This is a genomic window from Natronosalvus rutilus (genome assembly GCF_024204665.1).
GTDB classification, from domain to species: Archaea; Halobacteriota; Halobacteria; order Halobacteriales; family Natrialbaceae; genus Natronosalvus; species Natronosalvus rutilus.
In genome coordinates this window covers 2,232,124-2,254,263 of sequence record NZ_CP100355.1, presented here as the reverse complement: position 1 = coordinate 2,254,263, position 22,140 = coordinate 2,232,124, and the positions used below count along the sequence as shown (strand labels likewise).

The window sequence follows — 22,140 nt, the reverse complement described above, 5'->3', positions numbered from 1 at the left end:
GTACGCGGGGATGATGAATCTGACCGGTTTATTCGGCGCAGTCGTGCTCCTGTTCCCTGATGTGTACCGAAAGCTCACGACGACGCTCATGTACGACCAACCGGATCAGGTCGAATGGAACGAACGGCTCACGCCCGGAATACGTATCATCGGTGCGTTCTACCTCCTGATGGCTATCAGGTCGTTCAAAAAGAGTCGAGTCAATACCGATGAGTGAATTGGGCGGGGCTGGAACACCGCTCACGGCTTCGGTTTGAAGACCCGCCACACGATGTTCGGTGAGAACAGCGTCGTCGGTGGCTGTTCCATCATGAGCACCTTCACGAACGCCTCACGGAGCACCTGGTCATCGTGGGACCTTCGCAGCAAACGTGAGAGATACCTGTTGGTCAAATTGGTACCGCGAGGTTTCGGGCCCTCTGTTTGCGGGAACGCGAAGTCCCCACCGACAGATAACGTCCAGGCGACAGTAACGATGTCTTCAACCCGGTCAAAATAACGTCGTGCAAGATCGTCCCGATTTCTATCCGCAAGCGTGTGATGGAGTATTAACGCCTCCAGAGCCGCCACTGACATTCCCTGTCCGTAGATTGGATTGAAACTGGCAAGTGCATCACCAACGACGAGCAGGCCGTCCGGGAACCGTTCTACGTCCTCGTAGTGCCGGCGAATACTAGTGGGGAACGGGTAGTGTGCGATATCCTCAGAGAGCCACATCCGCGTCTCGAGCAACCGTTCGAAATGCGGGATGGGGAGATCCGCTGCGAACTCGATCAGTCCGTCCACGTCCGTCGGTGGATGATCGCCGTGCAGGCCGAACAAGGTCACGATCCGGCCACCGTTTTCGACCGGAAACGTTGATCCACCACGGCCGAAGTCAGGTGATGGGGCCGACAGGATCATCTGCCGGTCGTTGGCGGGCCGCTCGATGTGTGCCGTGCTGTAGGCCATCCCGATGCGGACTTCGTCGATTTCCGGCGGGTCGTATCCGTGTGCCTGTAACCACGTCGGTGTCCGGGACGTTCGACCGGTCGCATCGACGACCAGGTCGGCAACCAGTTCCTCTGTGTCCCCCTCTTCTGCGTTGATAGAGACTCCAGTCACGGTCGAATCTGACCCATCGGTGAGGTAATCGACCCACTGACATCTCGATCGGAACGTGACGGCGCTGAGGTTGGTAACACGTCGTCGAACGACCTGTTCGTAGAGTGGCCGGGTGGCAAAGTACAACGGGAGTCGTCGTGTTCCATCGGCGAGAAAGCCATCTTCCTGATACTGCCTTACGTCGCGAGAACTGTCGAGTATCACTCCGCCTGCTCTGGCGAGTTCCTCACCGAATCCAGGAAAGAAATCCTCGAGTGTTGCACGGCCCGCTTCCAACAGCAGATGAACGTGGCGACCCTGGGGTACGCCCCGACGGGCGGTCGGTTCAACCGGGGTAGAATCTCGCTCGATCACGGTTACTTCCCGAAAACTATCCGTGAGGATGCGGGCTGTGAAGAGACCGGCCATACCCCCGCCTATCACTACCGCCGCTCCCTCTCTGTCAGTGTTCCGAGTGGGATGGTATCTTTGAACCGTTGCCAGGGTCATACTGCACACCTACTCGCGGCGCACTGTGATAATGATTGGCACACACAGTCATTGTGTTCAGCATTAGTTGACGGGACTCTTTACTTACCGTCAGGTTGGTTCGACCGACTCAAACCCTGTAGTTAGGAAACCGACGATGACGTGATATAGAAAGCGCGACGACGGCGACTCACACATAGCAGCTATGGGAAACCTTGACATTTCAATGCCCGTCCCCGGTCTCCGTTATTCCGCCTCTTCGTCGAGTCGGAACGCCGTACGGATCGGTTCTGGGAGAGACGGTCGTGGCGCCATTTCGTGTCGCTCGATTTTTTCGGGCTTTCTCGTTTTCTGGTGAACGGATCGCGTCATCGGGACGCCCTTGAGATAGTTGAACTCGCCGAGGATGTCGGTACCATACTCGGTGAAGCCGTAGAATTTCCACGGAAAGCCACGCGTTTCCTTGTTCGGAGGATACTCGTAGATTGTGAGGATATCCGCTTCAACGAGCACGTCCAGCTGTTCTTCGACGGTCTTGTTCGATTTGCTCGGGATGAAATGGTTGATTTCATCCGCTGATGCGAGGATTTCCGGGTGCCCCACAAGCGTCTGAATAACGCTGTGTCGAGTTTCCTGTGACAGCAACTCCATCAGTCTACGCTGCCGCTCTAAGGGGCTTTCCTCGTTGTCGGCTTTGGAACGCGTGGAGATGTCGACCATTGTCAATTATTCGATGGCGGGCCCCTTGTAATTGCGGCTGAGAACTTGGTCGAGGAGCGCTGACCGGCGCAGAGCGTCATTTCACTGTCGTGCGAAAGGCTAAATCGAGCACTCCCGTGGAGACACCTAGAGGCCATGAGACCACTCGACGCTCTCCAGGGGTCCCTCGAGGAAATCGAGTTTCTCGCCCGATCGTCGAACCGGGTTATGGTGCTCGACGCGCTCACCGACGGCCCCGTCGGACGCTATGAACTGGAAGACGCGACGGGGGTGACACGGGCCACGCTAGGACGCATCCTCGACGACTTCGAGGAGCGCGGTTGGGTTGTCGAGGCGGACCGGGAGTACGAGACGACCCAGCTCGGTGCCTACGTGTCGCGGGAGTTCGTGGACCTCTTAGAGCGCTTCGAGTCCGTTCCGGCGCTCGGCGAGGTGGCGCAGTGGTTCCCCGAGGGCGGGTTCGACTTCGACCTCGGCTGCCTTGCCGGTGCGGAGATTGTCCGCGCGACGAAGACTGACGCACTGGCTCCAATGACGCACATCACGAAGCGCATCCGGACCGCCGGCCGAGTCCGGCTTGTTACTTACTCCGTGCTGCCGGGCGTCATGGAGACGTGCTGGGAGGGAATCGTTGACGGTGACCTCGAGCTGGAGAGCGTCCTCGGCGAGGGTGCGTTCGAAAGCGTCGGAACCGACCCGAAGATGGTCGAGCAGGCGCGGGAGATGGTCGAGACCGGGCGGTCTGATGTGTTCGTGTACCGCGGCGATGTCCCGTCCACCATGTTCGTCGTCGACGACGCGGTGTTGCTGTGCCTGTCCGGAGGCGAAGGCGCGCCGCTCGCGGTGATTGAGACCGACGACGAGACGGTCCACTCGTGGGCAGAATCCACGATAGATGATCACTGCCGCGAGGGCGAGCGACTCGATCCGTCCCTTCTCACGGCGTAAGAGCTGCACACGCCGAGTGAGACTCCTAGCCCGAGTCTATACACCGATCCCGGACCGCCTTCTATCGAGACCATGACGATCAACGAACGATGGTCGCGTAAACGGACTGACGAGGAGACGTCGACGCCCCTCGCGGGGGAAGACGCTCGCGTGACTGCGGTGTCTCGAATAGTCGCGTTCGCGGTCGCGGACCGGGTCGCAGCCATCGCTGGACGCGGCCCCGTCGAGGTGCCGATCGTCACCGAGCCCGGCGAGGGCGGCCTGCTGGACTCACCGGGCGCTCTCTCGGGATTCAGGTCGGTGCTACCCAAGGGCGAGGTACTGGTCAACCGCACGCCCGCCCGGGTCGTACTCGACCTGCCCTTCTACCGGCCCGTCGAGGAGGCAGACCGGATAGCCGCACCCGTACACGTGGTCGTCGCGGAGGAGGAGCGCCTTCTGCCTCTCGAGCCGACCGAGCGCCTGCTCGACCGGCTCACCGACCCCAGCGTGCATCGGATTCCGGCTCGCCACTTCGACGTGCATCACGACCCGTGGTTCGAGCCGGTCGTGGCCGAGCAGGTCACGTTCCTCTCCGACACGTTGGCCGTCGACAACTGAATATGACCGGTCGGTCAAACCGCGAACTCCCGCGCTCACGCCCTGCACGATTCCCACACCGTGTGCGGTTCCCACGGAGAGTCTATACCTGGTGTTCGGCCGTACCGTCGCTCGGAGAGCTGCCATGGCGACAGACCACCACTACCACCACGGAACGGACGGGCCGGGGTACACGACGCCCCAGGCCGCCATCGAGGAATCGACGCCCGAGACGGTCGCTTACGTCGTCGGGCTGTACACCGGTAGCGACGTGGACGCCCCGGACTTCGTCGGCGTCGTCGACGTGGACCCCGCGTCGGAGACGTACCAAGAAGTAATCGACCGCGTCGAGATGCCGGCCAGGGGCGACGAACTACACCACTTCGGCTGGAACGCCTGTTCGTCGTCGTGCCACGTCGACGGGCTGGAGCGTCGTCACGTGGTCGTGCCAGGAAACCGCTCCGGACGCATCCACGTGCTCGATACCAAGAACCGGCGACACCCATCACTGGCGACGGTCATAGAGCCGGAGGCGATCCGCGAGTACGATCTCTCGGGACCACACACCGTCCACTGCGTTCCCGACGGCAAGATGCTACTCAGCATGACCGGGAACGCGGATGGCGACCTCCCCGGTGGATTCCTTGAGCTGAACCACGACTTCGAGATCGAGGGCCGGTGGGAGCCGCCAGGCGAGCTCGAGCTCAACTACGACTTCTGGTACCAACCCCGCCACGACGTGATGGTCTCCTCGGAGTGGGCCGCGCCGTCGACCTATCAGCCCGGCTTTTTCATGTAGGACGTCGAGGCCGGCAAGTACGGACACCGGCTCCACGTCTGGAACTGGTCCGACGGTACCGTCGAGCAGACCATCGACCTCGGCGAGGAGGGCATGGTGCCACTCGAGACCCGGTTCCTGCACAGCCCGGAGTCCACTCACGGCTACGTCAACGCGGCGCTGTCCTCGAACGTCTTCCACTTCTTCGAGGACCGCGAGGCTGTAGCCTCGGACGCGAGCGGTGACGAGCCGCGAGCCGACGGCGAGTACCGCGCCGAGAAGGTCATCGACTTCGAGGCACGCGAGCACGCCGACTGGGATATGCCCGTTCCGGCGCTCCCAACGGACATCGTCATCTCGATGGACGACCGGTATCTCTTCGGCTCGAATTGGCTCCACGGCGATGTCTGGATGTACGACATCAGTGACCCCGCCAGCCCCCGGGAGGTCGACACAATCTCTATCGGGGGCTACTTCGGCGACATCCGGGAGGTGAAGGGGCGCGAACTTGTCGCCGGCCCGCAGATGCTCCAGTTGAGCCTCGACGGCGAGCGCCTTTACTGGACGACGTCGCTCTACTCGACCTGGGACGACGGGTTCTTCCCCGAGGAGAAAGAGCGCGGCTCCGTGATGTTGAAGGCCGACGTGAACCCCCGGAAAGGGGCGATGACGTTCGACGAGGAGTTCCTCGTGGACTTCGGCGATCTCCCCGACGGGCCGGCGCGCGCCCACGAGATCCGGTGGCCGGACGGCGACTGCACGAGCGACGTGTGGCAGTGATCCGATGACCGCGCCAGATGACGGCAGTCGCCCTACACGGGGGCGGTCCGCCACCCACGACCTCACGCTGGAGTGGCGCGACAACCGCGAGCAGACCGTCCGCGCGAGCGAGGACGAGACGGTGCTCATTGCAGCCGAACGGACCGGCGTAAACCTCCCGTTCGGCTGCCTCACCGGAGCGTGCACGACCTGCACCGGACGGGTACTCGACGGTCGGATCGAGCACAGCCGTCCGCCACGGGGGTTAAAACCGAGCGACCTCGACGACGGCTACGCCCTCCTATGCATTGCCGAGCCACGGGCCGACTGTCGGATCGAGGTCGGCGTACAGACCGACCTGGTGTCGAACCCATGGAAGTGACCGACCAGTCTCGACCGCGGGAAGCCCTAACCGGCGACGAGCCGCGTCGCAACGGTCCCGGGGAGCGGGAGGCGGCGCGATGAACGCTCGTTCCGCCGCCCCTCTCACAGTCGGCGTGGGAGGGCTGGTCGCAGTCTCGGCAAATGCGAGCGCGCACGAGCTAGGACACGGCGGCGGGTTTCACACCGATGCTACCGCGCTCATCGCTGTGCTCTCGCTGGCAACGCTCGCAGGCTTCGCTGGTGGCGTCGCAATCGTTCGCTACGGCAGGCGGCAGGTGTCGGAGAATCCCACCCGGGGCTCGGGTATCGCTGTTGGACTCCTGCTCGTCGGTCTGGGGACGGCGAGCCTCCTTCCGACGGCGACGGTCGACCTCCGGTTGTCGGTCGCCGGTGGAACCATCGGGGCAGCGATTGCCCTGTTGGTCGCCAGCAGGAGGGTGGGTTCGAGAGAGGGGTGCGGGAATCACGCCGATCTCACACTCGGGGCGATTCTCACGCACCGAGTGCTCGAAGGCGTCGTCCTGGGCACGCTCTACAGCGCTGGCGCTGCGGTCGGACTGTTCGGCGCGGTCGCGGTTGCCGGCCATTCCGTGCTGGAGACGGCCGCCGTCGGCAGGCTGTACGCCACCGGTCTGCGTCGAAACCGAGCCGTCGGTGCGATCACCGTCGTGCAGGTCGGGTTCGTCGCTGGAACCGCCGCGGGCCTCGGCGCCGCGGACGCCGTCCCCGTGCCGGTCCGAACCCTCGCACTCGCCGTCGTCGGCGGAGCGCTCCTGGTCGTCGGCGTGAGCGAGACGGAACGCTCGTTGGTCGCGGACGAACCGACGCTCGTCGGAGGTGGAAGCTGACCGTGCTGTCGGATATCGATGTCGAGTCTGTTGTCAGGCGCATCCGACCGAACACTCGACGGTCGCCGCTCCCCGGTCACGAACGCATCCACGGGTGGGGCATCATGGCCCACCCCTTCGACTCGGGCCACATACTCGCACTGCGTGTCGCCGCACAGAACGACTTTGCGCCGTACACGTCGGTGTGGCATCGGTCACCGGACGGCGCGTGGTCGATCTACGTGGATGGCCCGCGGCTCGACGCCGCCTGTCCGCGCTACTGGGGCGCGGCGACCGAGCACGCCCAGCTGACGGACGTCTCGGTCGAGTGGACGGGGCCCGCGGACCTCGTCATCGAGGTGTCGGACCCGAAACTGCGGTGGACTGCATCCATGGATGCTGGCCCGGTCGTTCGAGCTGCGAACACGCTAACTCGGCGCCTTCCGGAGTCGGTGCTCCGGTCGTGGCCGGCGGTCCAGCTCACCGAACTTGCGGCCGACCGCCTCTTCGATCTCGGCGACGTGACGCTGGCGACATCCGTCCCCAACGGACAAGAAGCGACCGTCCTGACGCGGATGCTGTTTCCGATCGTGGATGGGAGCGCACGACTCGGCGACGAGGACCTCGGGAACTCGGCAACAGTGCCGGAGACGCCGACCTTCGGCGAGGCACGCCTTCCCGCTCGCCCCGTGTTCGTCGTCGGCGGTGCGTACGCGACGATACTGGACGCCGAGGAATACGAGCGGACCGTCGAGGAGTTACAAGGGGGCTGGACGAACGACACCTCTTGACTGCGACCGTCTCTCCTATCGAGTGCGGGATCCCGCATGACGGTACGCGCTTGTATCTTGCAGAGACCCGACTAACTACCGAACTGTTGTCAGAGACGTTATGCAAGATACAGTGGATGTATTCACTAATGAAATCGCACTCTGGCCGTAGCGTCCCCCGCGAAATGTCTGTTAGACCCGTGATTTGTGTGACTCTCACAGCGTGGAACTCGGTGTCAGACCGATTCGTCGCCGATAGGGGGTTCCCACAGGAGGATGGTCGCCGCCCCGACGACGAGAACGACACCCCCGACGCCTAACGCGAACAGCGGAGAGACGGCATCGGATACGACACCACTCCCGAGTTGGAACGGGACCACGGCGAGTCCGCTGACCATCGCCATCGCGCTGAGGACGGTAGCACGACCGAGCGTCTCCACGCGATCGTTGACGTACTGGCTGGCGAACGAGCGCGTGACGTCCGAGACCCCCCGAATCAGGAGAAACGTCGGAAGTGCTAACAGCGGTACGAAGTACATTCCAATCAACGCGCCACCGACGGCGAACGGGAGGACGAGAAACCACGTTCGCAGTCCGATCGTCTCCCTGATTGGCCCCGTGTAGTAGTTGAGTACGGCGCCGACGAGGCTGTACGCCGCATAGAACCATCCCAGCAGGGCCTCGACCTGCGATTGAGCGATGCCGAGGTCGAGAACCACCGTCTCGAAAATCGGCTGGAGAAACACGAACACGAGATACGTGACCGCGGCGTACAAAACGTAGTAGTAGAGCAAGAACGCCCGCAGACGACGGCGACCGAGGACCCTCCTCACGATACCAACCGTCCGGCGGAGACTCAGCTCCTCGGTATCGGTCTCCGTGTACGTCTCCGGTTCGCCGAGCGTGAGCAGCACCATGACTCCGAGACTCGTCACGCCCGCCGCGACGAACCACGGATACGAGAGGTCGATACTTCCGAGATACCCGCCGAGGATCGCCGCACCGGCGCCAACGGCCAACGCCGCCGACTCGCCGCGTCCACGAACGCGAGCGAATTCGTCTTCCGAGAGGTCGTCGGTGAGCGTGTCGTAGAGCCACGCGTCTTCACTCCCGGAACGAAAGTTGTAGCCCAGCGACCAGCAGACGTACAGGCCCGCCAGCGGAAGAAACGAGTTCGACAGTCCGATTCCGAGGAGCGTTAACGAGATGAGGGTGGTCCCGATGAGGAGGCTGTTGCGTCGTCCAACGTGGTCGCCAACGTACCCGGTTGGTATCTCTCCAAACAGCGTCGTGAGGTTGTAGAGCGCCTCCAGAATCGCAATCTGTGTGAACGTCAGCCCCTGAGCCAGAAAGAAGAGATACATGATCGGTCGATAGAACTCGACCGCTTTCGTCGACTTGTATACGTAGTACTTCAGAATCTCTCCGGAGACGGCCCCTCGGACACCATCACCGGAGCCTCCGTCCATACCTGTACTGGCGAACGGAGAACCGACACGTATAGTCTGTTATTACGGATTTAACGCTCGACGCATATCTCACATCGTCTGGACACGATCCACTCGGTCGTCCTCCCGTTCCGAAGTGCAGTTCGATGACAACTGGTGGATGACTGATTCGCGTTGTGTCTTGCAGAGGTGTAGCGAGCTATCGATTTGCTGTCGATAGGTTCGTGCGAGATGCAGAGCATATACTGACCACCCAGAGGCTGATTTTCACCACGAGTGGGTGTTTCGTCGACACCGCTGGTACACCTCTTTAGTACAATCGGATTGGACGTAACAGCGACAGAAGAGCCGTTTCACGTTTGAACAGGTATCACGATCCTCACACATGGTTGAATACGGCAAGGTCCTCAGCGGCTTCCTTGTTCTGCACCGACAGTGAACTTACTTTGCATTCCATGTCTAATGTTACCACATGTCGAGATCCATCTTGGATGACGTTGACAGGGGGATTTTACACACACTCCAGCAGGACGCTCGCAACACGACCACGAGGGAGATCGGTGAGCAGGTGGGCGTGACAGCGAGCACTGTCAGCAACCGCCTCGGCCAACTCGAGGCAGACGGGATAATCACCAACTACCTCGCCACGCTGAGTTACGATCAGGCAGGCTTCCCTCTACATATCTCGATTTCCGGCACCGCGCCGATCGTCGAACGGGAAGCCCTCGCTAAACAGGCGCTCAACATCCCAGGTGTGGTGAACGTCCGCGAACTGATGGCTGGGCAAAATAATATTCGGCTTGAAGCAGTTGGTCGGTCCAACGACGACATCACCAGGGTCGTCACGGACCTGTCTGAACTGGGCATGTCGATCAGTGATGAAGTCTTGATCCGAAACCAATATTACCACCCACTGGCCTTTCTCGATCCTGAGATCGAGATATGATGGTGAGCCACCACGTTGTGTACAAACCAGGGGTGGCTACTTACGTGGCTGAATTGTTTCACAGGACCTGCCTGCGAACGCACGAAAATGAATAATGCCGGTCGCTTCCATATTCTTCGATGAGGTCGGAATGCCAATGTCAGAGTCTCCCTACCACATCGCGAGAGGATCCGAGGACGAACTCGATAAGTCCCTCAGAGCGCTGGCTCACTCCACGCGGCGGCGCCTGCTTCAGCGATTGTCACGGGAGAACGACAACATCGCGACTATCGACGAATTGTGTGACACACTCCTTACTGACGACCCCGAGAAACTAACCAGCGATGACGTGAAGATCGCACTCTTGCATAGGCATCTCCCAATGCTTTCCGACGTCGGAGTAGTCGATATCGATTGGGAACGGGAGACGGTCAGATATCAGGATGGACACCGCATTGACTCTCTCCTAGGGCAGCTACTGGCCAGTGCTGAGGCGTGATGGCTCTAGATTTCTCGACTGTATGTACTTCGTAAGATAATGGACACTTCACACGGTTATTATTCAGATGGCGGCAGTGAAGAGGATGAAATCCGAATAACCTATTCGCCGGACGATCCGCCGGTGAACGCCGTTGCTGACGCACTTGCCCAATTTGAAAGGGTGGAGGTAACAGAGCTCAAACCGATTTACGATGAGATAGATACTGAAGCACTCAATGAAATTATGGCATCGGCGATAGCGAACGAGTGTACCGTCACGGTCAGCGCGGAGGTCTGTGGAAATCTGGTCACTGTCTGCAGTGACGGGATTATTACTGTCCGTGTGTCTGACACCGATGCTATCGGCTAAGCGCCCTCTTCTTTCATTGGAGAGCCGAGAGGCGCCTCTTGAATAGAAAGTGTGTCGTCCAACTGTCCGCGGAGTCGTTCAACACACTGTAACTGACGAAGAGCGACTTTGTTGAAATCCTCGGAGATTTCAGATTCAGCAGTAGTGAAACTGACGACGGTCTTCTCGAAGTCACGATTACTACGATTCGTTGAGCAGGTATTTCACTTGGCTCAACGAGCTGCCCCACGGCCTTCCTCAATAGTCTCAAAACGACGCCACACAGTTGATCAGCGCCTCGTCTTGCTCTGTCTCAACGTTCACAAGAATACGACCTATCGAACGCTTCTTGACGAACTCATCAACATGCCTCCAAATTTGGAGAGGTGGTTAATCTTGGGGATTGCCTCTCTCTCTCTCTCTCTCTTACTGCTATGCAAAGCGGTTTCTCGGCTTGAGATGGCTGTTTGGCGGGTGCTTCTTAAACTCTGTGTGTCCCCTCTTCTGACAAATGGTGTCGTCGGGATGGCCGAATCCGAATTTGGCCGCAGTCACGCCTCGAAACACCACACGAGCAGGCAACGCTGACGATGCTCAGGATGGTCTGAGCTGGATATCGAATTCTCGTTTGAGGACTTCATCCCACTCATCGGCACTCACCTCAGTCTCCGTCTTTTCAGTACCTGATTTTCGAGTAAGCGTATCGGCATCGAGACTGACCCATCCAGTCGGCGTGGATCGTTTGATAATCGGGCCTGTGGTGAACGTTCCGTTTGGCTGGTTGGCGAGAAAGTCACACGTGGCTTCGAAGTAGTTGAGCATTCGTGGCTGGCGCTGAAAGCGATAGCGGAGTTCCCAGTCGTCGGCATTGGGGTGTCGTTTCTGGAGGGTATAGTCAGCGAGCGGCATCTCACTCGGGAGGACACGCCAGCAAACACCAGTAGCGTCTTCGATAGGGGTGCCGTCGAGCGGGATCGGTTCACGTACCTGTGGCGTGCCAGTGGCAACATCGACAAGGTAGTCGCGGTCGAGCTGGACGACGTTCGTATGATGGTTCGCCGGTGGGCGACCGAGGCTATCAGTGTCGCCACCGATGCGAGCGGCACAGCGGTCAGCATCAAATCCGAGTTCGGTGAGGAACCAGTTGAACAGTCCGTTGATCTCGAAGCAAAACCCACCACGGCGGTGATTGACGATCTTTGCATAGAGGTCGGGAAGGTAAAGCGAGACGCCATTACCTGCGTAATCGCCGTGGGGATGTCCGACGATGTCGAGATTCTCGAACGGTACGCTGGTGACGTGTGCGGAGACGACAGTCTGCAATGTGTCGAGATCAGTTTCGATTGTCGCGACTTCCTCGAGGCCAATTCGTTCACGATAGCGGTCTGCGTTCATTCGCGGATCGAGGCCTCGTTCAGCAGCGTGCTTTGCTGACGATCCATGCCAGCCACATTACTGACAATCTACTTAATGGTTTTCTGTCGTTTTGGGAGGGTTATCGAAGCGCGTGCGACTTCCCGATAGAGACATATGAGGGCCGCTGCAGTGTCTTCTTCCCACTCTAAACAGTTGAGGGAGCAATGCGCGCCGTTAAGCGGTCTCGTCGCTCCCCTCAGCCATCACCTCCTCACTGCCAGTGTCACCGGCCATCGACGGCGGCCAGACCTCATCGGGCTCGCCGAGGTCGAGTGATTGGGTGTCCGCCGACATGCTATCCTCGTTCACATTCCGTTCAATCGCGGCTGCTTGCCCAGTCGACACTGTCGTGCCCTGCTCGAACGCCCCAATGGGGAAGTCGTAGGCCTGCGCTCGGTACTGCTTGTTCCACGTCGTTCGCCTGGCGATCCCGAAGACGTCCTTCACAGTCGCCCGATCACAGCCACACGCCAGCGCCTGCCGGACGAGTTCGTCGTGGACGCGCTGCACCACCGATTTAACGTCATTGGGGATGCGACCGCGTTCCGACGTCGAGACCTGGGTCGCCAGCCCCCAGTTACCAGTGACGGTATCCTGGTCGACCAGCGGCTGGTCGCGCGAGAAGACCTCGTAATCCAGCCCCATCAGCCGCCAGGTGCGTTCCCGAACGGTCGATGGCGATACGATCACGGCCATCGCCTCCTGCAAATCGCTCATCGAACACGGGCCTGACTCGACGAGCACCCGCAAGATCAGGTAATCGTGGGGCAACAACGCTCGTCGATCACCGTCGCTCAGTCCGAGCGGCAACTCGTCGCCCGTCGGTTTCTTGTGAAACCACGAGTGACAGCCCTCACAGAGCGTTATCAGGTCCTCCATGGCGTGTAACGCCTCGCCCTCGAGTCTCGTAATGATCGCGTCATCGTACAGCATATTCACCCGCTCTCACAACCTAGCAAAATAGATTCTATCGAGGTGCCGTTTCGACGTTTGGCCTGTAAACAAGACACATACTTGAAAAATTAGCAGGTGTCGCAGTCGTGGTGGCGTAACGGGAATGTACGACGAGTTCTTCCGCCCATACCGAGAGCATACTACAGAGTCAGATCCGTCCTCTCATCGAGCGGGTTGGAATCTGCTCTGACCGACGTGTAGACGCGCTCTGCCCACTCACACGCGATTGGTGAATCCGTATCGACGAACACCTGCATGAGGCCAGTGGTTTCATCGTAGCCGCCGATACCGACACGCTCGTCGAAGAGAGCGAGGCCGTACGGCAGTTCATCACGCGTCCGGAGTGTCAGATGCCCGCGATCGATCGCTTCTTGGGCACGTTCCGGATACGTCTCGAAGAGTTTCTCCACGATCTGTGGAAGATAGATGATTTCGGTGTCGGTATCGTCGAACACCCGCTGGTGGAACTCGCCGAGGACCAGCGGGGCCATGTGCGTCGTATTGAACCCCCGGAACGTCTCCGACTCGTTGACAAGTGCGATGAACCGCTCAACCGGCCTGTAAGGATCGTCAGGTTTGGCGACGGTGATCGTCGCGTCAACGAACGGTTCGACGACAAATTCCCGGTGGTCCTCACAGATTACGTCGAGAAGCGGGGTCAGTCTGTGCGCTGTCTGGATGTTCGCTTCGAACCGGAGCACCTCCTCTGCGACAACCTCGCCGCGCCAGGTCAGTTGGAATCGGCCATCGACTTTCTCAACGAATTCGTGCTCGTTGAGCCACTGTGTGTAGCGGTGGCTCGTTGCCCGCGAAACGTCGAGTCGCTGTTCGATCTCTCTGCGATCGAGCGGTTCTTCCAGTAGCGCTTCGAGGACGGGCTCGTGTCTGACGATGTCTCCGAGGAGTTCAGTATCGATGCGATCGCCCGCGGCGCCCAAGCGCTTGCCGAGATAGCGGCGGTTTCGCTCATTTTCCAGGATAGCCTCGAAGACCGGCGAGCCAGGTGGCGGACGGCCATCGTCATCCAATCGGTCGTCTTGGTTAGGCCCCATGTGACTCACTCGCTAGATAGAGGTTGTCACTGATTGTAACTCTATCCCGTACGCGCTACGGAATTCGTCTCACTGCCTGAAACGGTGCTCTCGATACCGAACCCTACTCGATAGGTGAGGCCAACAGCTGTGCTGTCCTATGATTTTGTATGGCACAACACGCTATCCCTCTCGAACAGCTCGAACAGTTCGAAGCAGGATTCCACGGCGATCTGATTCGTCCCGACGACGCTGACTACGACAATGCGCGCTCGGTCTGGAACGGGATGATCGACAAGCGTCCGGCCCTGATTGCCCGATGTCGAGGCGTCAAAGACGTCATCAGCGCGGTGGATTTCGCGCGCGAGAACGAACTCCTGGTCGCGGTACGTGGCGGTGGCCACAACGTCGCTGGAACCGCTGTCTGCGACGACGGACTCGTCATCGACCTCTCCGAGATGCAAAGTGTACGGGTAGACCCTGACGCACGGACGGCATGGGTCCAAGCCGGTGCCACGTGGGCAGACGTGGACCGCGAAACTCAGGCCTTCGGGCTGGCAACGCCCGGTGGAGCCGTCTCGGAGACGGGGGTTGCGGGACTGACGCTCGGTGGTGGCATCGGTCATCTTCGCTGCAAGTACGGCTTGACCTGTGACAACCTCGCATCCGTAAATCTGGTCACGGCGGACGGCGAGTACCTGACCGCCAGCGGGGATGAGAACCCGGACCTCTTCTGGGGACTCCGTGGTGGCGGCGGCAACTTCGGGGTGGTCACCGGCTTCGAGTTCGACCTCCACCCGGTCGGACCTGAGGTGGCGATTTGTCTCGTGTTCTATTCGGGTGACCGGATGGTCGAGGTGTTGGAAGCCTACCGCGACTACGTCGCGGATGCGCCCCCGGAAGTCAGCTTGCTCACGTTGTCCGGTATGATGCCCGACGAGGACCTTTTCCCAACAGACGCGGTGCACGAATCCAAAATAGCAATCGCGGGCTGTTATGCGGGCTCGGTCGCGGACGGCGAACGCACACTGGCACCCTTGCGAGAGATCGCCGAGCCGATCGCCGACTTCAGCGGACCGATGCCGTACGTGGAGTTCCAGCAACTCTTTGACGAGGATTACCCCGACGGGATGCGCTACTACTGGAAGTCGCTGTACCTCGATGGCCTATCGGAGTCCGCCATCGATCGAATCGTCTACTGGTCCGATGTATCACCGTCACCGCTCTCGACAGTGGATGTCTGGCAGTTGGATGGCGCAATCGCCCAGGTTGGCCTCGAGGACAGTGCGTTCGCGGGGCGGCACGCGCCCTTCCTGCTGGGCGTCGAAGCGAACTGGGAACACCCGGTGGACGACGATGCGAATCTCGAGTGGGTGCGTGACTGTCTCGACGACATGCGGCAGTTCTCGGACGGGTCGGTTTACCTCAACTTTCCGGGATTCCTCAAGGAAGGCGAGGACATGATGCGGTCCACGTTCGGACCAACGTACGAGCGGTTGGTTGCGCTGAAGGACGAGTACGATCCGACCAACCTCTTCAGTCTTAATCAGAATATCACGCCGTCCGAAAACGCTCAGACCGACGGCGGGGAATGCCATGAGTGATCAAGACGACGAATCCGTGGCAGTCTGGCGGGTATCGACAGCCAGGGTCGTTCTGTTGGGTATAATGGTATTACCGCTGAGCGTTCTACTGGTTGATCTCGTGTTCAGTGAGTCCGGGCAGGCTGCTGCTACGGTCGGTTTCGTTCTGGTGGAGGCACTCGTGCTGTACGTCGGATACGGGGCGCTGGCGCGGGTTGCTAGCCCGGCCGCCCGTGAAATCCTCGTGAGAACCTGACCATGGAACTCCTCGGCCTCGGTATCTCGATGATCTGTCTCTTCGTCGGATTCGGCCTGCTCATCGGCATTCTCTTCGGCTTCTTCGGGATGGGCGGGTCGTTTCTCGTGACGCCAGCACTGTTGGTGGTCGGATATCCGGCACCGGTGGCCGTCGGGAGCGGACTCGCGTTCGTCTTCGGCACCAGTGTCATCGGTGCACTCAGACACCGCGATCACGGCCAGGTCAGTTACACACTGGCGGCGGTGATGATTCTCGGAATGACGTTCGGTATCGAGGTCGGCACTCGGGTCGTATTCTTGCTTGCGGATCTCGGCAGCGCTGACGCCGTCATCAGCGTGGCGTACGTCGGACTTCTTGGTGTCGTCGGCCTCTCTGTCCTCCGAGATGCCCGCACTGGCGGTACAGATGCGAGCACGGGCCGAGTCGCTTCCAGGGTTCATGCCATCATGCTCCCACCGATGGTGGCGCTACCTGGCGGTGCGACCGTCTCGGCGTGGGTTATCCTTGTCGTTGGGTCGGCCATCGGCATTCTCTCTGGATGTCTCGGTGTTGGTGGGGGATTCCTTCTGCTCCCCGTCATGGTCTACGGGTTCGGCATTCCTACTGCAATTGCTGCTGGGACCAGCATCCTCCAGATCTCGGTTTCGGGTGCGTTCGGGACGTTCGTCTACGCCCAGTCGAACGCCGTCAATATTCCCGTTGTCGCCGCGTTACTCTGCGGGAGCGCGCTCGGCGCTCGTATCGGTGTGAGTGCGACGCAGCTGGTAAACGAGGCTGACATCAAGGGGTGCTTCGCAGTGATGTTGCTCTCAGGGGGTGTCGCCACCGCAAGTAAGCAGGTGAGTATTGTGTACGGCGTTGAACTGCTTGAAACCGTGAGTACAGTCCTCATCTTTGGAACCGCGGTCTTGGTCAGTGGTGCGATTGTCCGCACGTCGATTGCTGCGCTCAGGAAAATCGAGAGCGTGGGTCACCCTTGACTCACTAACTACCGGTACAGTTCGGGAGGAGTGGCCGAAGACCGAACGGTAGACTATCCTCTGGACCTTGTGGCTTCTCTAAATCCGTTTCGGCGGTAGCGGATGTGATTTGTTCGAGTGTATCCGGGGTCCAGTTCCGACGGCAGAAGGGGCGGAATGCCCGAAAACGAGAAGGGAAGGGGTAACAAAGAAACTCCCCCATCCCGAAGAACCCAAAGAGGATACCGACAATCAGTCCAAACACAACAAATAGGACAGTAAGTGGGATACCTACTTCGAAAAGGCTCATACCCTACTCTACGATTGCGATCGCTACAGTTGTTTCTCTCACCATTCATCCGCGGTTTTGAAGGAATCTCACTCTCACAAATTTCGGTAATTCGAGCGTTTGTATTCCATCGACAACTGCGGCTACTCATCGGTACCCCTACCGACCGGCGGATAAATTACGACGAAGTCACCCGGCGTGAGCGACGAGATGCGTTCGGTCAGTTCTTGAAGATCCGGTCGCCAACCGATAGTGTTTCGGCGAGCGCTCGCACACACCACGAGATCGTCCGCCGTCACGTCTTCGGAAAGAACCCGAATCAATTGTTCCCAGTCATCGATGTATTCTCTCTCAATAGGCGTGTTCGATTTGAGTTTCCCGAACAACTGCTCGTATTGATCCTCCGACTCCTCGACGACGAGTGCTCGGATAGGTGCTCCAGTACCCGCTGCGATTCGTTCGATCGTCTGTCCGACCTCGTAGAAGTTTGGATCATGTGACAGCTCGGGTGGAAGCACGAAGACGATTCGGGAGACGGTATTGAGAGGTGCCCTGATTCGGGAGACGAGAACGAGTTGATCAGTCCATGCGAGAACCTGCCGCGTAGTCTGACTGAAGAGAGGTTGTCTATAGAGCCGCATCCCATCCCAGTCGAGAAGGATCGTCGTGATCCGGTTTTCAACGGCTGCGCGAGTGATCCCGGAGGCGATGTTGTGATCGACCCGCGTGTGAAGCGTTACCGGCACCTCTGCGCCGGCAGCATACTCTTCCGTGTGTGCGATTGCTGCATCGGCGGTCGCAACCTTTCGTTCCGTTTTCGGTCCCGGGTGGACGACCGCCAGCGTGTGTAACGGTTCGGTGGATTGTTCCTCCCGGATAAATAACGCTAGATCGACCAGCGATTCGTGATACCTCATCAGCTTCTCGTGGTGCTCGGGGACCGGAGTAAACGGAATGAGGATCCGTTGGCGAACGTCGGTCGACTCGCGTTTTCCTCGCCGGTCTTTCGTCACGACTGCTCGACCGTATTTCTCCACCACGATCGGACTGACCAGACTCACGACGAGGATCATCAACACTGCGCCGTTGATCATATCCGTATCGAATCCGGGAATACTAGCGTCGAACGCGATGAGCACGATCGCTAACGCTTCGGCCTGTCCGACCGAGAGCCCGAACATGCTTCCGATCTGGTCGTGGTCATACGCGTACAGCAGGCCGGTAAGCCAAGACGCGACGAACTTCGTAACGAGTGTGAGTCCGATCAGTGCCCCGGCGAGCAGCAGCGACTCGCGGCCCCCAACAATCGCAGTCACATCAACGAGCAACCCTATCGAGAGGAGAAAGAACGGGATGAACAGCGCGTTGCCAACGAACTGGACGCGATTCATCAACGGCCCTCGATCGGGGATGAGCCGGTTGAGCGCCAGTCCCGCTACAAGCGCTCCGATAATGGGTTCGGCTCCGACTACTTCAGCGAAAACCGCTGAACTGAAGAGAGCAGCCATGACGAACAGGAACTCGAAATAACTCTCTTCGGCGAGGCTCCGAAAGAACCGGCGACCGAGCCACGGAACGATATACCAGATCCCGGTGAAGAGCAGCGCGATGCCAAGCCCGAGTTCCACCCAAAACAGCCAATCGAGGGGTGCTTCCGCCGAAGCAACGACGATGACGAGAACGAGCAGTGCGAGTACGTTCGTGAGCACGGTGCCGCCGATGGTTGCTGTGACGGCGTCATTGCCGACGATCCCTAATTGACGGGCAACAGGATATGCGAGCAGCGTATGCGAGGCGAAGATAGCCGCGAACAATAACGCCGTTGGCAACGAAAATCCGAACACCCACATCCCGAAAACGGTACCGACTCCCTGAGGAATGAGGAATGCGAGAACGCCGAAGATGATGCTCTGGCCGATGTTATCAAAAAACCTATTAATATCGATCTCGACGCCGGCGAGGAACATCAGATAGATCAGTCCAACCTCCCCGAGGAGAACAATCGCATCCCCTCGCTCGATAATACCAGCTGCATTCGGACCGATCGCAGCCCCAACGAGGATGATTCCGATAATGCCGGGCAATCGATGGCGTTCCAAGAGGAGTGGTGCGACGAGAAAGATGATCATCGCCAACGCGAAGATCGTTATCGGATCTTCGACAGGAATGGTTTGAAACAGCGTCACTAGGAGTTCACCGCCGATCAAAACGTCATACCACCGCTTCACCTATCCTCTCTCCGATCGTTTTCGGCGATATCTTTGCGTCACAAACCAACAAGGGCCGAATTCCACGGCGAAATAGCGGACTTTTTGCCAAGCTGGCGGAATCGATAGCGGCTGGGTGTATCACTCTCTTACGTAGATGAGAAGATCGTTTTGTTGGAGTTCGAAATCATGATCAGGTGCGAGATGCAACTCCTCATTTCGACTGACACCGATGATGCGGTCAATGTCGAGCGCTGAGAGTTCTACGTCCGGGTCGCTCAGACGAGTGAACAGAATATCACTGTCAGTACCGCTAACGGGCTCGTCGAGGACAGCAGCAGCGACCATCTGTCCAGAGATCTCCGATAACTCAAGTACGTAGTCCGCGCCTGCTCGTTTGACTCGTCCAACTGCTTCGCTCTCTGTCACTCGCACAAAAATATCGACTGTAGAACTCAACTCACGGGCAAGTAGTGTTGCGTACAGTGCTTGTCGGTCTTTAGGAAGCGAAATGATGACTGCGTCTGCGTTTTTTACGCCCGCCTCTTGAAGTGTCTTCGTAATAGTTGCGTCACCGACGACGTCCACGTGTTCGCCCTCGTCAATATCTACGACGGTCGGATCCGCACCCCAGGTTTCCAACGCCGACCGAACGGTACTGCCGACCGTTCCGTGACCGAGGATAACGATTCGATCGGACTGCATTCCCTCGCTCATCGCATAGTGCGTGGCGAGCGCTTGCCCGATGACCTGTCGTGGCTGTACGACGTACTCGACGCCAGCCGAGTGCAGATACTGCCGGAGTGTCGCGTCCTCAAGTGTTGCGGTTATCGGGACCATCGGAGCCACGTCGCGGATAGCGAGCGCAGCGTTCAGCGTCAATTGATCGTCGCCAGCGACGACCGCTGCCTGTGCCTTCTCGACCGAGGCTTTCCGGAGGTCAGATTCGGATTCCGGATCGCCGTGTAACACGGTGTGTCCGAGATCGCGGAGCTCTACCGCGCGATCTTGGTCCGTTTCAATGATTACGTAGGGGTGTTGATGAGCGTGTGACTCAATCTCGGTGATGAACGTGTGGACGAGCGGTGTGTGTCCGGAGATTACGACGTGATTTTCGAGTGGCTCGACGGTATCGAACCGCCGTTGCTGGAGAAACTGACTGAACCAGGGCACGACGAATAGTGGTAGGAGGAGAAAGAGGAGCAGGATGCCGGTGAACTGCATCAGAATCGTGAACAGGTTCATGATCGTCGTTTCCCACGGTGCGTCTTGCCCGTATCCTGTGGTCGTCAACGACTGGACGACTGTCTGGAGGGCGCCAGCGAGAGAGAGGTTGCGGTCCTCGTACACGGCCATTCCGTACCAGTAAAAGGCCGTGTAGACACTCATGATGACGGCCACAATGACGACGTACACTGCGATGCGATATCCGAGGCTCAGCTTCGTTAACCATCGCGTCGTCTTCGTTGCCCAGCGATCAATACTCATTCCCATTCACCTATTCTCGCCATGGCCGAAGACTGCTGGGTCTTTCATCAAGTTGGGTGCTTCTCGGTTCTCTTCTCAGGATTGTTTCTCGTCACCTGCTCTCATTTCGAGCATATTTGAGTGATAATGTGTAGGTGTGTTCCGACGCTGTATAGAAGCAGGCCAAGTCCAACAAACAACGCTGGCATCACGATTACTTCAGATATCGGGATCAGGGCTGGAACTGCAAGCACCAACAGTCCGATCAAGAACATGAGGACGATGATACTAAACCCGGCCTGAAGATACCGGTAGCGAGTTTCTGCATCAGGCAATAGTTCGATTTTACACTTTTCGGTCATGCTTTCTCTTCTCGTAACTCTGCGGCTGCATTCTTAGTGGCAAGTGCTAACCCCGACGAACAAGGATTGTCTCGTACATATCCTAGATGTGCACCCAGCACAGTAATCAAATTATTGTCAGTATTGTCTAGATAATCCGAATCAAGTAGCAGATCATGAGATCGTCGATATCAAGTGATCTGCCCGGCGAACTCAATGTCCGTTATTAGTCGGTGGAAGTCCTACTCAGTCACAGTGAGGGCCATGATCGGAACCATACCGAGGCGAATATATCAACGCGCACAACCCAAGTCAGCTACGCATTCTCGACGAGGAGAAGAAACAATGGATTTCTCTTTGACGGCAACGCGTCGGCACGACGGCACGGTAATTCTGCTCCTGTTGGCCGGGCTCGTAACGAGTTATCACTTTCTTCTCCGGCCGTGGCACAGGACGTGGGGCGCCACCGACGAGGAGATCAGCCGGCGGCTGCCAGGCGACGACCTCGTCCCCGAACCGAGCGAGAAAACCACCCGCGCGATCACAGTCGAGACGGCAAGTGAGGACGTATGGCCGTGGATCGTGCAACTCGGACAGGGACGCGGTGGCTTCTACAGTTACACCTGGCTTGAAAATCTCGCCGGTGCGGATATCCACAACGTCAATCGAATCGTCCCGGAACTTCAGGAACTGGAGGAGGGAGATTCGATTCGCATGGTTCACGAAGAGTACTGGTTACAGAGTCCAGTCACGGCGATGACTGTCAAACGAATCGAACCGGGCCGAACGCTCGTTCTCCAGGGATACGATGGCGGGACGTGGACGTTCCATCTCGATCCGACGAGCGAGGAGACGACACGTTTCATTGTCCGGGGTCAAAAGCCGAAAACCCGAACAGTCCTCGGATATGTCCTCCGCTATCTAGCGTATGAACTCCCGCATTTCATCATGGAGTGCGGCCTTATGCGTGGAATCAAAGCCCGTGCTGAACACTTCGATCGAGACGAAAGCATCTACTCGGACCGGCAAACAGGGACTGACGGTAGTGCGTGATCGCTGCGTGTAACACGCGGCTTTCAGTCTTCGCTCTGGCGT

Annotated in this window: 22 protein-coding genes and 2 pseudogenes; 15 read left to right on the top strand and 9 right to left on the bottom strand. The window is 58.8% G+C overall.

Annotated features, from left to right (window positions below):
* The first annotated feature begins 10 nt into the window (after positions 1 to 10).
* Complete coding sequence (locus tag NGM29_RS10815) at positions 11 to 217, top strand: hypothetical protein (RefSeq protein ID WP_254156146.1); 207 nt, start codon at positions 11 to 13, stop codon at positions 215 to 217.
* A 23-nt stretch (positions 218 to 240) separates the two neighbouring features.
* Here NGM29_RS10815 and NGM29_RS10810 read toward each other — a convergent pair whose 3' ends face one another.
* Both NGM29_RS10810 and NGM29_RS10805 read right to left on the bottom strand, forming a co-directional pair.
* Positions 241 to 1,593 carry an FAD-dependent oxidoreductase gene (locus NGM29_RS10810; RefSeq protein ID WP_254156145.1) on the bottom strand — a complete coding sequence of 451 codons (1,353 nt, stop codon included), beginning with the start codon at positions 1,591 to 1,593 and terminating at the stop codon, positions 241 to 243.
* Positions 1,594 to 1,818: 225 nt separating this feature from the next.
* Positions 1,819 to 2,292, bottom strand: a complete 474-nt coding sequence (locus NGM29_RS10805; protein ID WP_254156144.1) for a Cut8/STS1 family protein — start codon at positions 2,290 to 2,292, stop codon at positions 1,819 to 1,821.
* A 135-nt stretch (positions 2,293 to 2,427) separates the two neighbouring features.
* Between NGM29_RS10805 and NGM29_RS10800 the strand changes: the two genes are divergently transcribed.
* From NGM29_RS10800 to NGM29_RS10775, 6 genes and pseudogenes are all read left to right on the top strand, one after another.
* Positions 2,428 to 3,240, top strand: a complete 813-nt coding sequence (locus NGM29_RS10800) for a helix-turn-helix transcriptional regulator (RefSeq protein WP_254156143.1) — start codon at positions 2,428 to 2,430, stop codon at positions 3,238 to 3,240.
* Positions 3,241 to 3,312: 72 nt separating this feature from the next.
* Positions 3,313 to 3,840 (top strand): hypothetical protein, encoded by a 528-nt coding sequence (locus NGM29_RS10795; protein WP_254156142.1) that lies wholly within the window; start codon positions 3,313 to 3,315, stop codon positions 3,838 to 3,840.
* Positions 3,841 to 3,964: 124 nt separating this feature from the next.
* Positions 3,965 to 5,377: pseudogene (locus tag NGM29_RS10790) on the top strand (selenium-binding protein SBP56-related protein).
* A 4-nt stretch (positions 5,378 to 5,381) separates the two neighbouring features.
* Complete coding sequence (locus tag NGM29_RS10785) at positions 5,382 to 5,738, top strand: 2Fe-2S iron-sulfur cluster-binding protein (protein WP_254156141.1); 357 nt, start codon at positions 5,382 to 5,384, stop codon at positions 5,736 to 5,738.
* A gap of 79 nt (positions 5,739 to 5,817) precedes the next feature.
* Positions 5,818 to 6,588, top strand: a complete 771-nt coding sequence (locus NGM29_RS10780; protein ID WP_254156140.1) for a hypothetical protein — start codon at positions 5,818 to 5,820, stop codon at positions 6,586 to 6,588.
* Between the two features lie 2 nt (positions 6,589 to 6,590).
* On the top strand, positions 6,591 to 7,358 hold the full coding sequence (locus NGM29_RS10775) for a hypothetical protein (protein WP_254156138.1): 768 nt from the start codon (positions 6,591 to 6,593) through the stop codon (positions 7,356 to 7,358).
* A gap of 215 nt (positions 7,359 to 7,573) precedes the next feature.
* On the opposite strand, the gene NGM29_RS10770 is transcribed toward NGM29_RS10775, so the two are convergent.
* On the bottom strand, positions 7,574 to 8,806 hold the full coding sequence (locus NGM29_RS10770) for an MFS transporter (RefSeq protein ID WP_254156137.1): 1,233 nt from the start codon (positions 8,804 to 8,806) through the stop codon (positions 7,574 to 7,576).
* 466 nt (positions 8,807 to 9,272) lie between these two features.
* Here NGM29_RS10770 and NGM29_RS10765 point away from each other — a divergent pair, with 466 nt between their 5' ends.
* The 4 genes and pseudogenes from NGM29_RS10765 to NGM29_RS10750 form a co-directional block, all read left to right on the top strand.
* Complete coding sequence (locus NGM29_RS10765; RefSeq protein WP_254156136.1) at positions 9,273 to 9,731, top strand: Lrp/AsnC family transcriptional regulator; 459 nt, start codon at positions 9,273 to 9,275, stop codon at positions 9,729 to 9,731.
* A gap of 94 nt (positions 9,732 to 9,825) precedes the next feature.
* Positions 9,826 to 10,209, top strand: a complete 384-nt coding sequence (locus NGM29_RS10760) for a DUF7344 domain-containing protein (protein ID WP_254156135.1) — start codon at positions 9,826 to 9,828, stop codon at positions 10,207 to 10,209.
* A 39-nt stretch (positions 10,210 to 10,248) separates the two neighbouring features.
* Positions 10,249 to 10,560, top strand: coding sequence for a HalOD1 output domain-containing protein (locus NGM29_RS10755; protein WP_254156134.1), 312 nt, complete (start codon positions 10,249 to 10,251; stop codon positions 10,558 to 10,560).
* Between the two features lie 150 nt (positions 10,561 to 10,710).
* Positions 10,711 to 11,124 (top strand): annotated as a pseudogene (locus NGM29_RS10750) (IS5/IS1182 family transposase); the annotation flags it as partial.
* 9 nt (positions 11,125 to 11,133) lie between these two features.
* Here NGM29_RS10750 and NGM29_RS21470 read toward each other — a convergent pair.
* The 3 genes from NGM29_RS21470 to NGM29_RS10735 all read right to left on the bottom strand — a co-directional run bounded on the left by NGM29_RS21470 (position 11,134) and on the right by NGM29_RS10735 (position 13,961).
* Positions 11,134 to 11,934, bottom strand: a complete 801-nt coding sequence (locus tag NGM29_RS21470; RefSeq protein ID WP_425499135.1) for an arylamine N-acetyltransferase family protein — start codon at positions 11,932 to 11,934, stop codon at positions 11,134 to 11,136.
* 195 nt (positions 11,935 to 12,129) lie between these two features.
* Positions 12,130 to 12,888 carry an HNH endonuclease gene (locus NGM29_RS10740; RefSeq protein WP_254156131.1) on the bottom strand — a complete coding sequence of 253 codons (759 nt, stop codon included), beginning with the start codon at positions 12,886 to 12,888 and terminating at the stop codon, positions 12,130 to 12,132.
* Positions 12,889 to 13,049: 161 nt separating this feature from the next.
* Entirely contained in the window at positions 13,050 to 13,961 is a 912-nt protein-coding gene (locus tag NGM29_RS10735) for a helix-turn-helix transcriptional regulator (protein ID WP_254156130.1), read from the bottom strand.
* A 149-nt stretch (positions 13,962 to 14,110) separates the two neighbouring features.
* Here NGM29_RS10735 and NGM29_RS10730 point away from each other — a divergent pair, with 149 nt between their 5' ends.
* The 3 genes from NGM29_RS10730 to NGM29_RS10720 all read left to right on the top strand — a co-directional run bounded on the left by NGM29_RS10730 (position 14,111) and on the right by NGM29_RS10720 (position 16,762).
* On the top strand, positions 14,111 to 15,544 hold the full coding sequence (locus tag NGM29_RS10730; protein WP_254156128.1) for an FAD-binding oxidoreductase: 1,434 nt from the start codon (positions 14,111 to 14,113) through the stop codon (positions 15,542 to 15,544).
* An 88-nt stretch (positions 15,545 to 15,632) separates the two neighbouring features.
* Positions 15,633 to 15,779, top strand: coding sequence for a DUF7512 family protein (locus NGM29_RS21465; RefSeq protein WP_425499260.1), 147 nt, complete (start codon positions 15,633 to 15,635; stop codon positions 15,777 to 15,779).
* Between the two features lie 2 nt (positions 15,780 to 15,781).
* Positions 15,782 to 16,762: a sulfite exporter TauE/SafE family protein gene (locus NGM29_RS10720; RefSeq protein ID WP_254156126.1), complete on the top strand. Its 981-nt coding sequence runs from the start codon at positions 15,782 to 15,784 to the stop codon at positions 16,760 to 16,762.
* Positions 16,763 to 17,173: 411 nt separating this feature from the next.
* Here the strand turns inward: NGM29_RS10720 and NGM29_RS10715 are convergent, their stop codons facing one another.
* The 3 genes from NGM29_RS10715 to NGM29_RS10705 all read right to left on the bottom strand — a co-directional run bounded on the left by NGM29_RS10715 (position 17,174) and on the right by NGM29_RS10705 (position 21,066).
* Entirely contained in the window at positions 17,174 to 19,216 is a 2,043-nt protein-coding gene (locus NGM29_RS10715) for a cation:proton antiporter (protein WP_254156124.1), read from the bottom strand.
* Between the two features lie 162 nt (positions 19,217 to 19,378).
* Positions 19,379 to 20,461: a potassium channel family protein gene (locus NGM29_RS10710; RefSeq protein WP_254156122.1), complete on the bottom strand. Its 1,083-nt coding sequence runs from the start codon at positions 20,459 to 20,461 to the stop codon at positions 19,379 to 19,381.
* A 365-nt stretch (positions 20,462 to 20,826) separates the two neighbouring features.
* Positions 20,827 to 21,066 carry a hypothetical protein gene (locus NGM29_RS10705; RefSeq protein ID WP_254156120.1) on the bottom strand — a complete coding sequence of 80 codons (240 nt, stop codon included), beginning with the start codon at positions 21,064 to 21,066 and terminating at the stop codon, positions 20,827 to 20,829.
* Between the two features lie 324 nt (positions 21,067 to 21,390).
* Between NGM29_RS10705 and NGM29_RS10700 the strand changes: the two genes are divergently transcribed.
* Positions 21,391 to 22,098 (top strand): hypothetical protein, encoded by a 708-nt coding sequence (locus tag NGM29_RS10700; RefSeq protein WP_254156118.1) that lies wholly within the window; start codon positions 21,391 to 21,393, stop codon positions 22,096 to 22,098.
* Positions 22,099 to 22,140: the final 42 nt, after the last annotated feature.

What these genes read in the sequence shown, in the direction of transcription:
- NGM29_RS10810 (WP_254156145.1), bottom strand. Translation starts at nt 1,593, where the DNA reads ATGACCCTGGCAACGGTTCAAAGATACCATCCCACTCGGAACACTGAC.
- NGM29_RS10795 (WP_254156142.1), top strand. Translation starts at nt 3,313, where the DNA reads ATGACGATCAACGAACGATGGTCGCGTAAACGGACTGACGAGGAGACG.
- NGM29_RS21470 (WP_425499135.1), bottom strand. Translation starts at nt 11,934, where the DNA reads ATGAACGCAGACCGCTATCGTGAACGAATTGGCCTCGAGGAAGTCGCG.
- NGM29_RS10815 (WP_254156146.1), top strand. Translation starts at nt 11, where the DNA reads ATGATGAATCTGACCGGTTTATTCGGCGCAGTCGTGCTCCTGTTCCCT.
- NGM29_RS10805 (WP_254156144.1), bottom strand. Translation starts at nt 2,292, where the DNA reads ATGGTCGACATCTCCACGCGTTCCAAAGCCGACAACGAGGAAAGCCCC.
- NGM29_RS10760 (WP_254156135.1), top strand. Translation starts at nt 9,826, where the DNA reads ATGCCGGTCGCTTCCATATTCTTCGATGAGGTCGGAATGCCAATGTCA.
- NGM29_RS10785 (WP_254156141.1), top strand. Translation starts at nt 5,382, where the DNA reads ATGACCGCGCCAGATGACGGCAGTCGCCCTACACGGGGGCGGTCCGCC.
- NGM29_RS10800 (WP_254156143.1), top strand. Translation starts at nt 2,428, where the DNA reads ATGAGACCACTCGACGCTCTCCAGGGGTCCCTCGAGGAAATCGAGTTT.
- NGM29_RS10735 (WP_254156130.1), bottom strand. Translation starts at nt 13,961, where the DNA reads ATGGGGCCTAACCAAGACGACCGATTGGATGACGATGGCCGTCCGCCA.
- NGM29_RS10710 (WP_254156122.1), bottom strand. Translation starts at nt 20,461, where the DNA reads ATGCAGTTCACCGGCATCCTGCTCCTCTTTCTCCTCCTACCACTATTC.
- NGM29_RS10700 (WP_254156118.1), top strand. Translation starts at nt 21,391, where the DNA reads ATGGATTTCTCTTTGACGGCAACGCGTCGGCACGACGGCACGGTAATT.
- NGM29_RS10740 (WP_254156131.1), bottom strand. Translation starts at nt 12,888, where the DNA reads ATGCTGTACGATGACGCGATCATTACGAGACTCGAGGGCGAGGCGTTA.
- NGM29_RS10780 (WP_254156140.1), top strand. Translation starts at nt 5,818, where the DNA reads ATGAACGCTCGTTCCGCCGCCCCTCTCACAGTCGGCGTGGGAGGGCTG.
- NGM29_RS10720 (WP_254156126.1), top strand. Translation starts at nt 15,782, where the DNA reads ATGGAACTCCTCGGCCTCGGTATCTCGATGATCTGTCTCTTCGTCGGA.
- NGM29_RS10730 (WP_254156128.1), top strand. Translation starts at nt 14,111, where the DNA reads ATGGCACAACACGCTATCCCTCTCGAACAGCTCGAACAGTTCGAAGCA.
- NGM29_RS10770 (WP_254156137.1), bottom strand. Translation starts at nt 8,806, where the DNA reads ATGGACGGAGGCTCCGGTGATGGTGTCCGAGGGGCCGTCTCCGGAGAG.
- NGM29_RS10705 (WP_254156120.1), bottom strand. Translation starts at nt 21,066, where the DNA reads ATGACCGAAAAGTGTAAAATCGAACTATTGCCTGATGCAGAAACTCGC.
- NGM29_RS10755 (WP_254156134.1), top strand. Translation starts at nt 10,249, where the DNA reads ATGGACACTTCACACGGTTATTATTCAGATGGCGGCAGTGAAGAGGAT.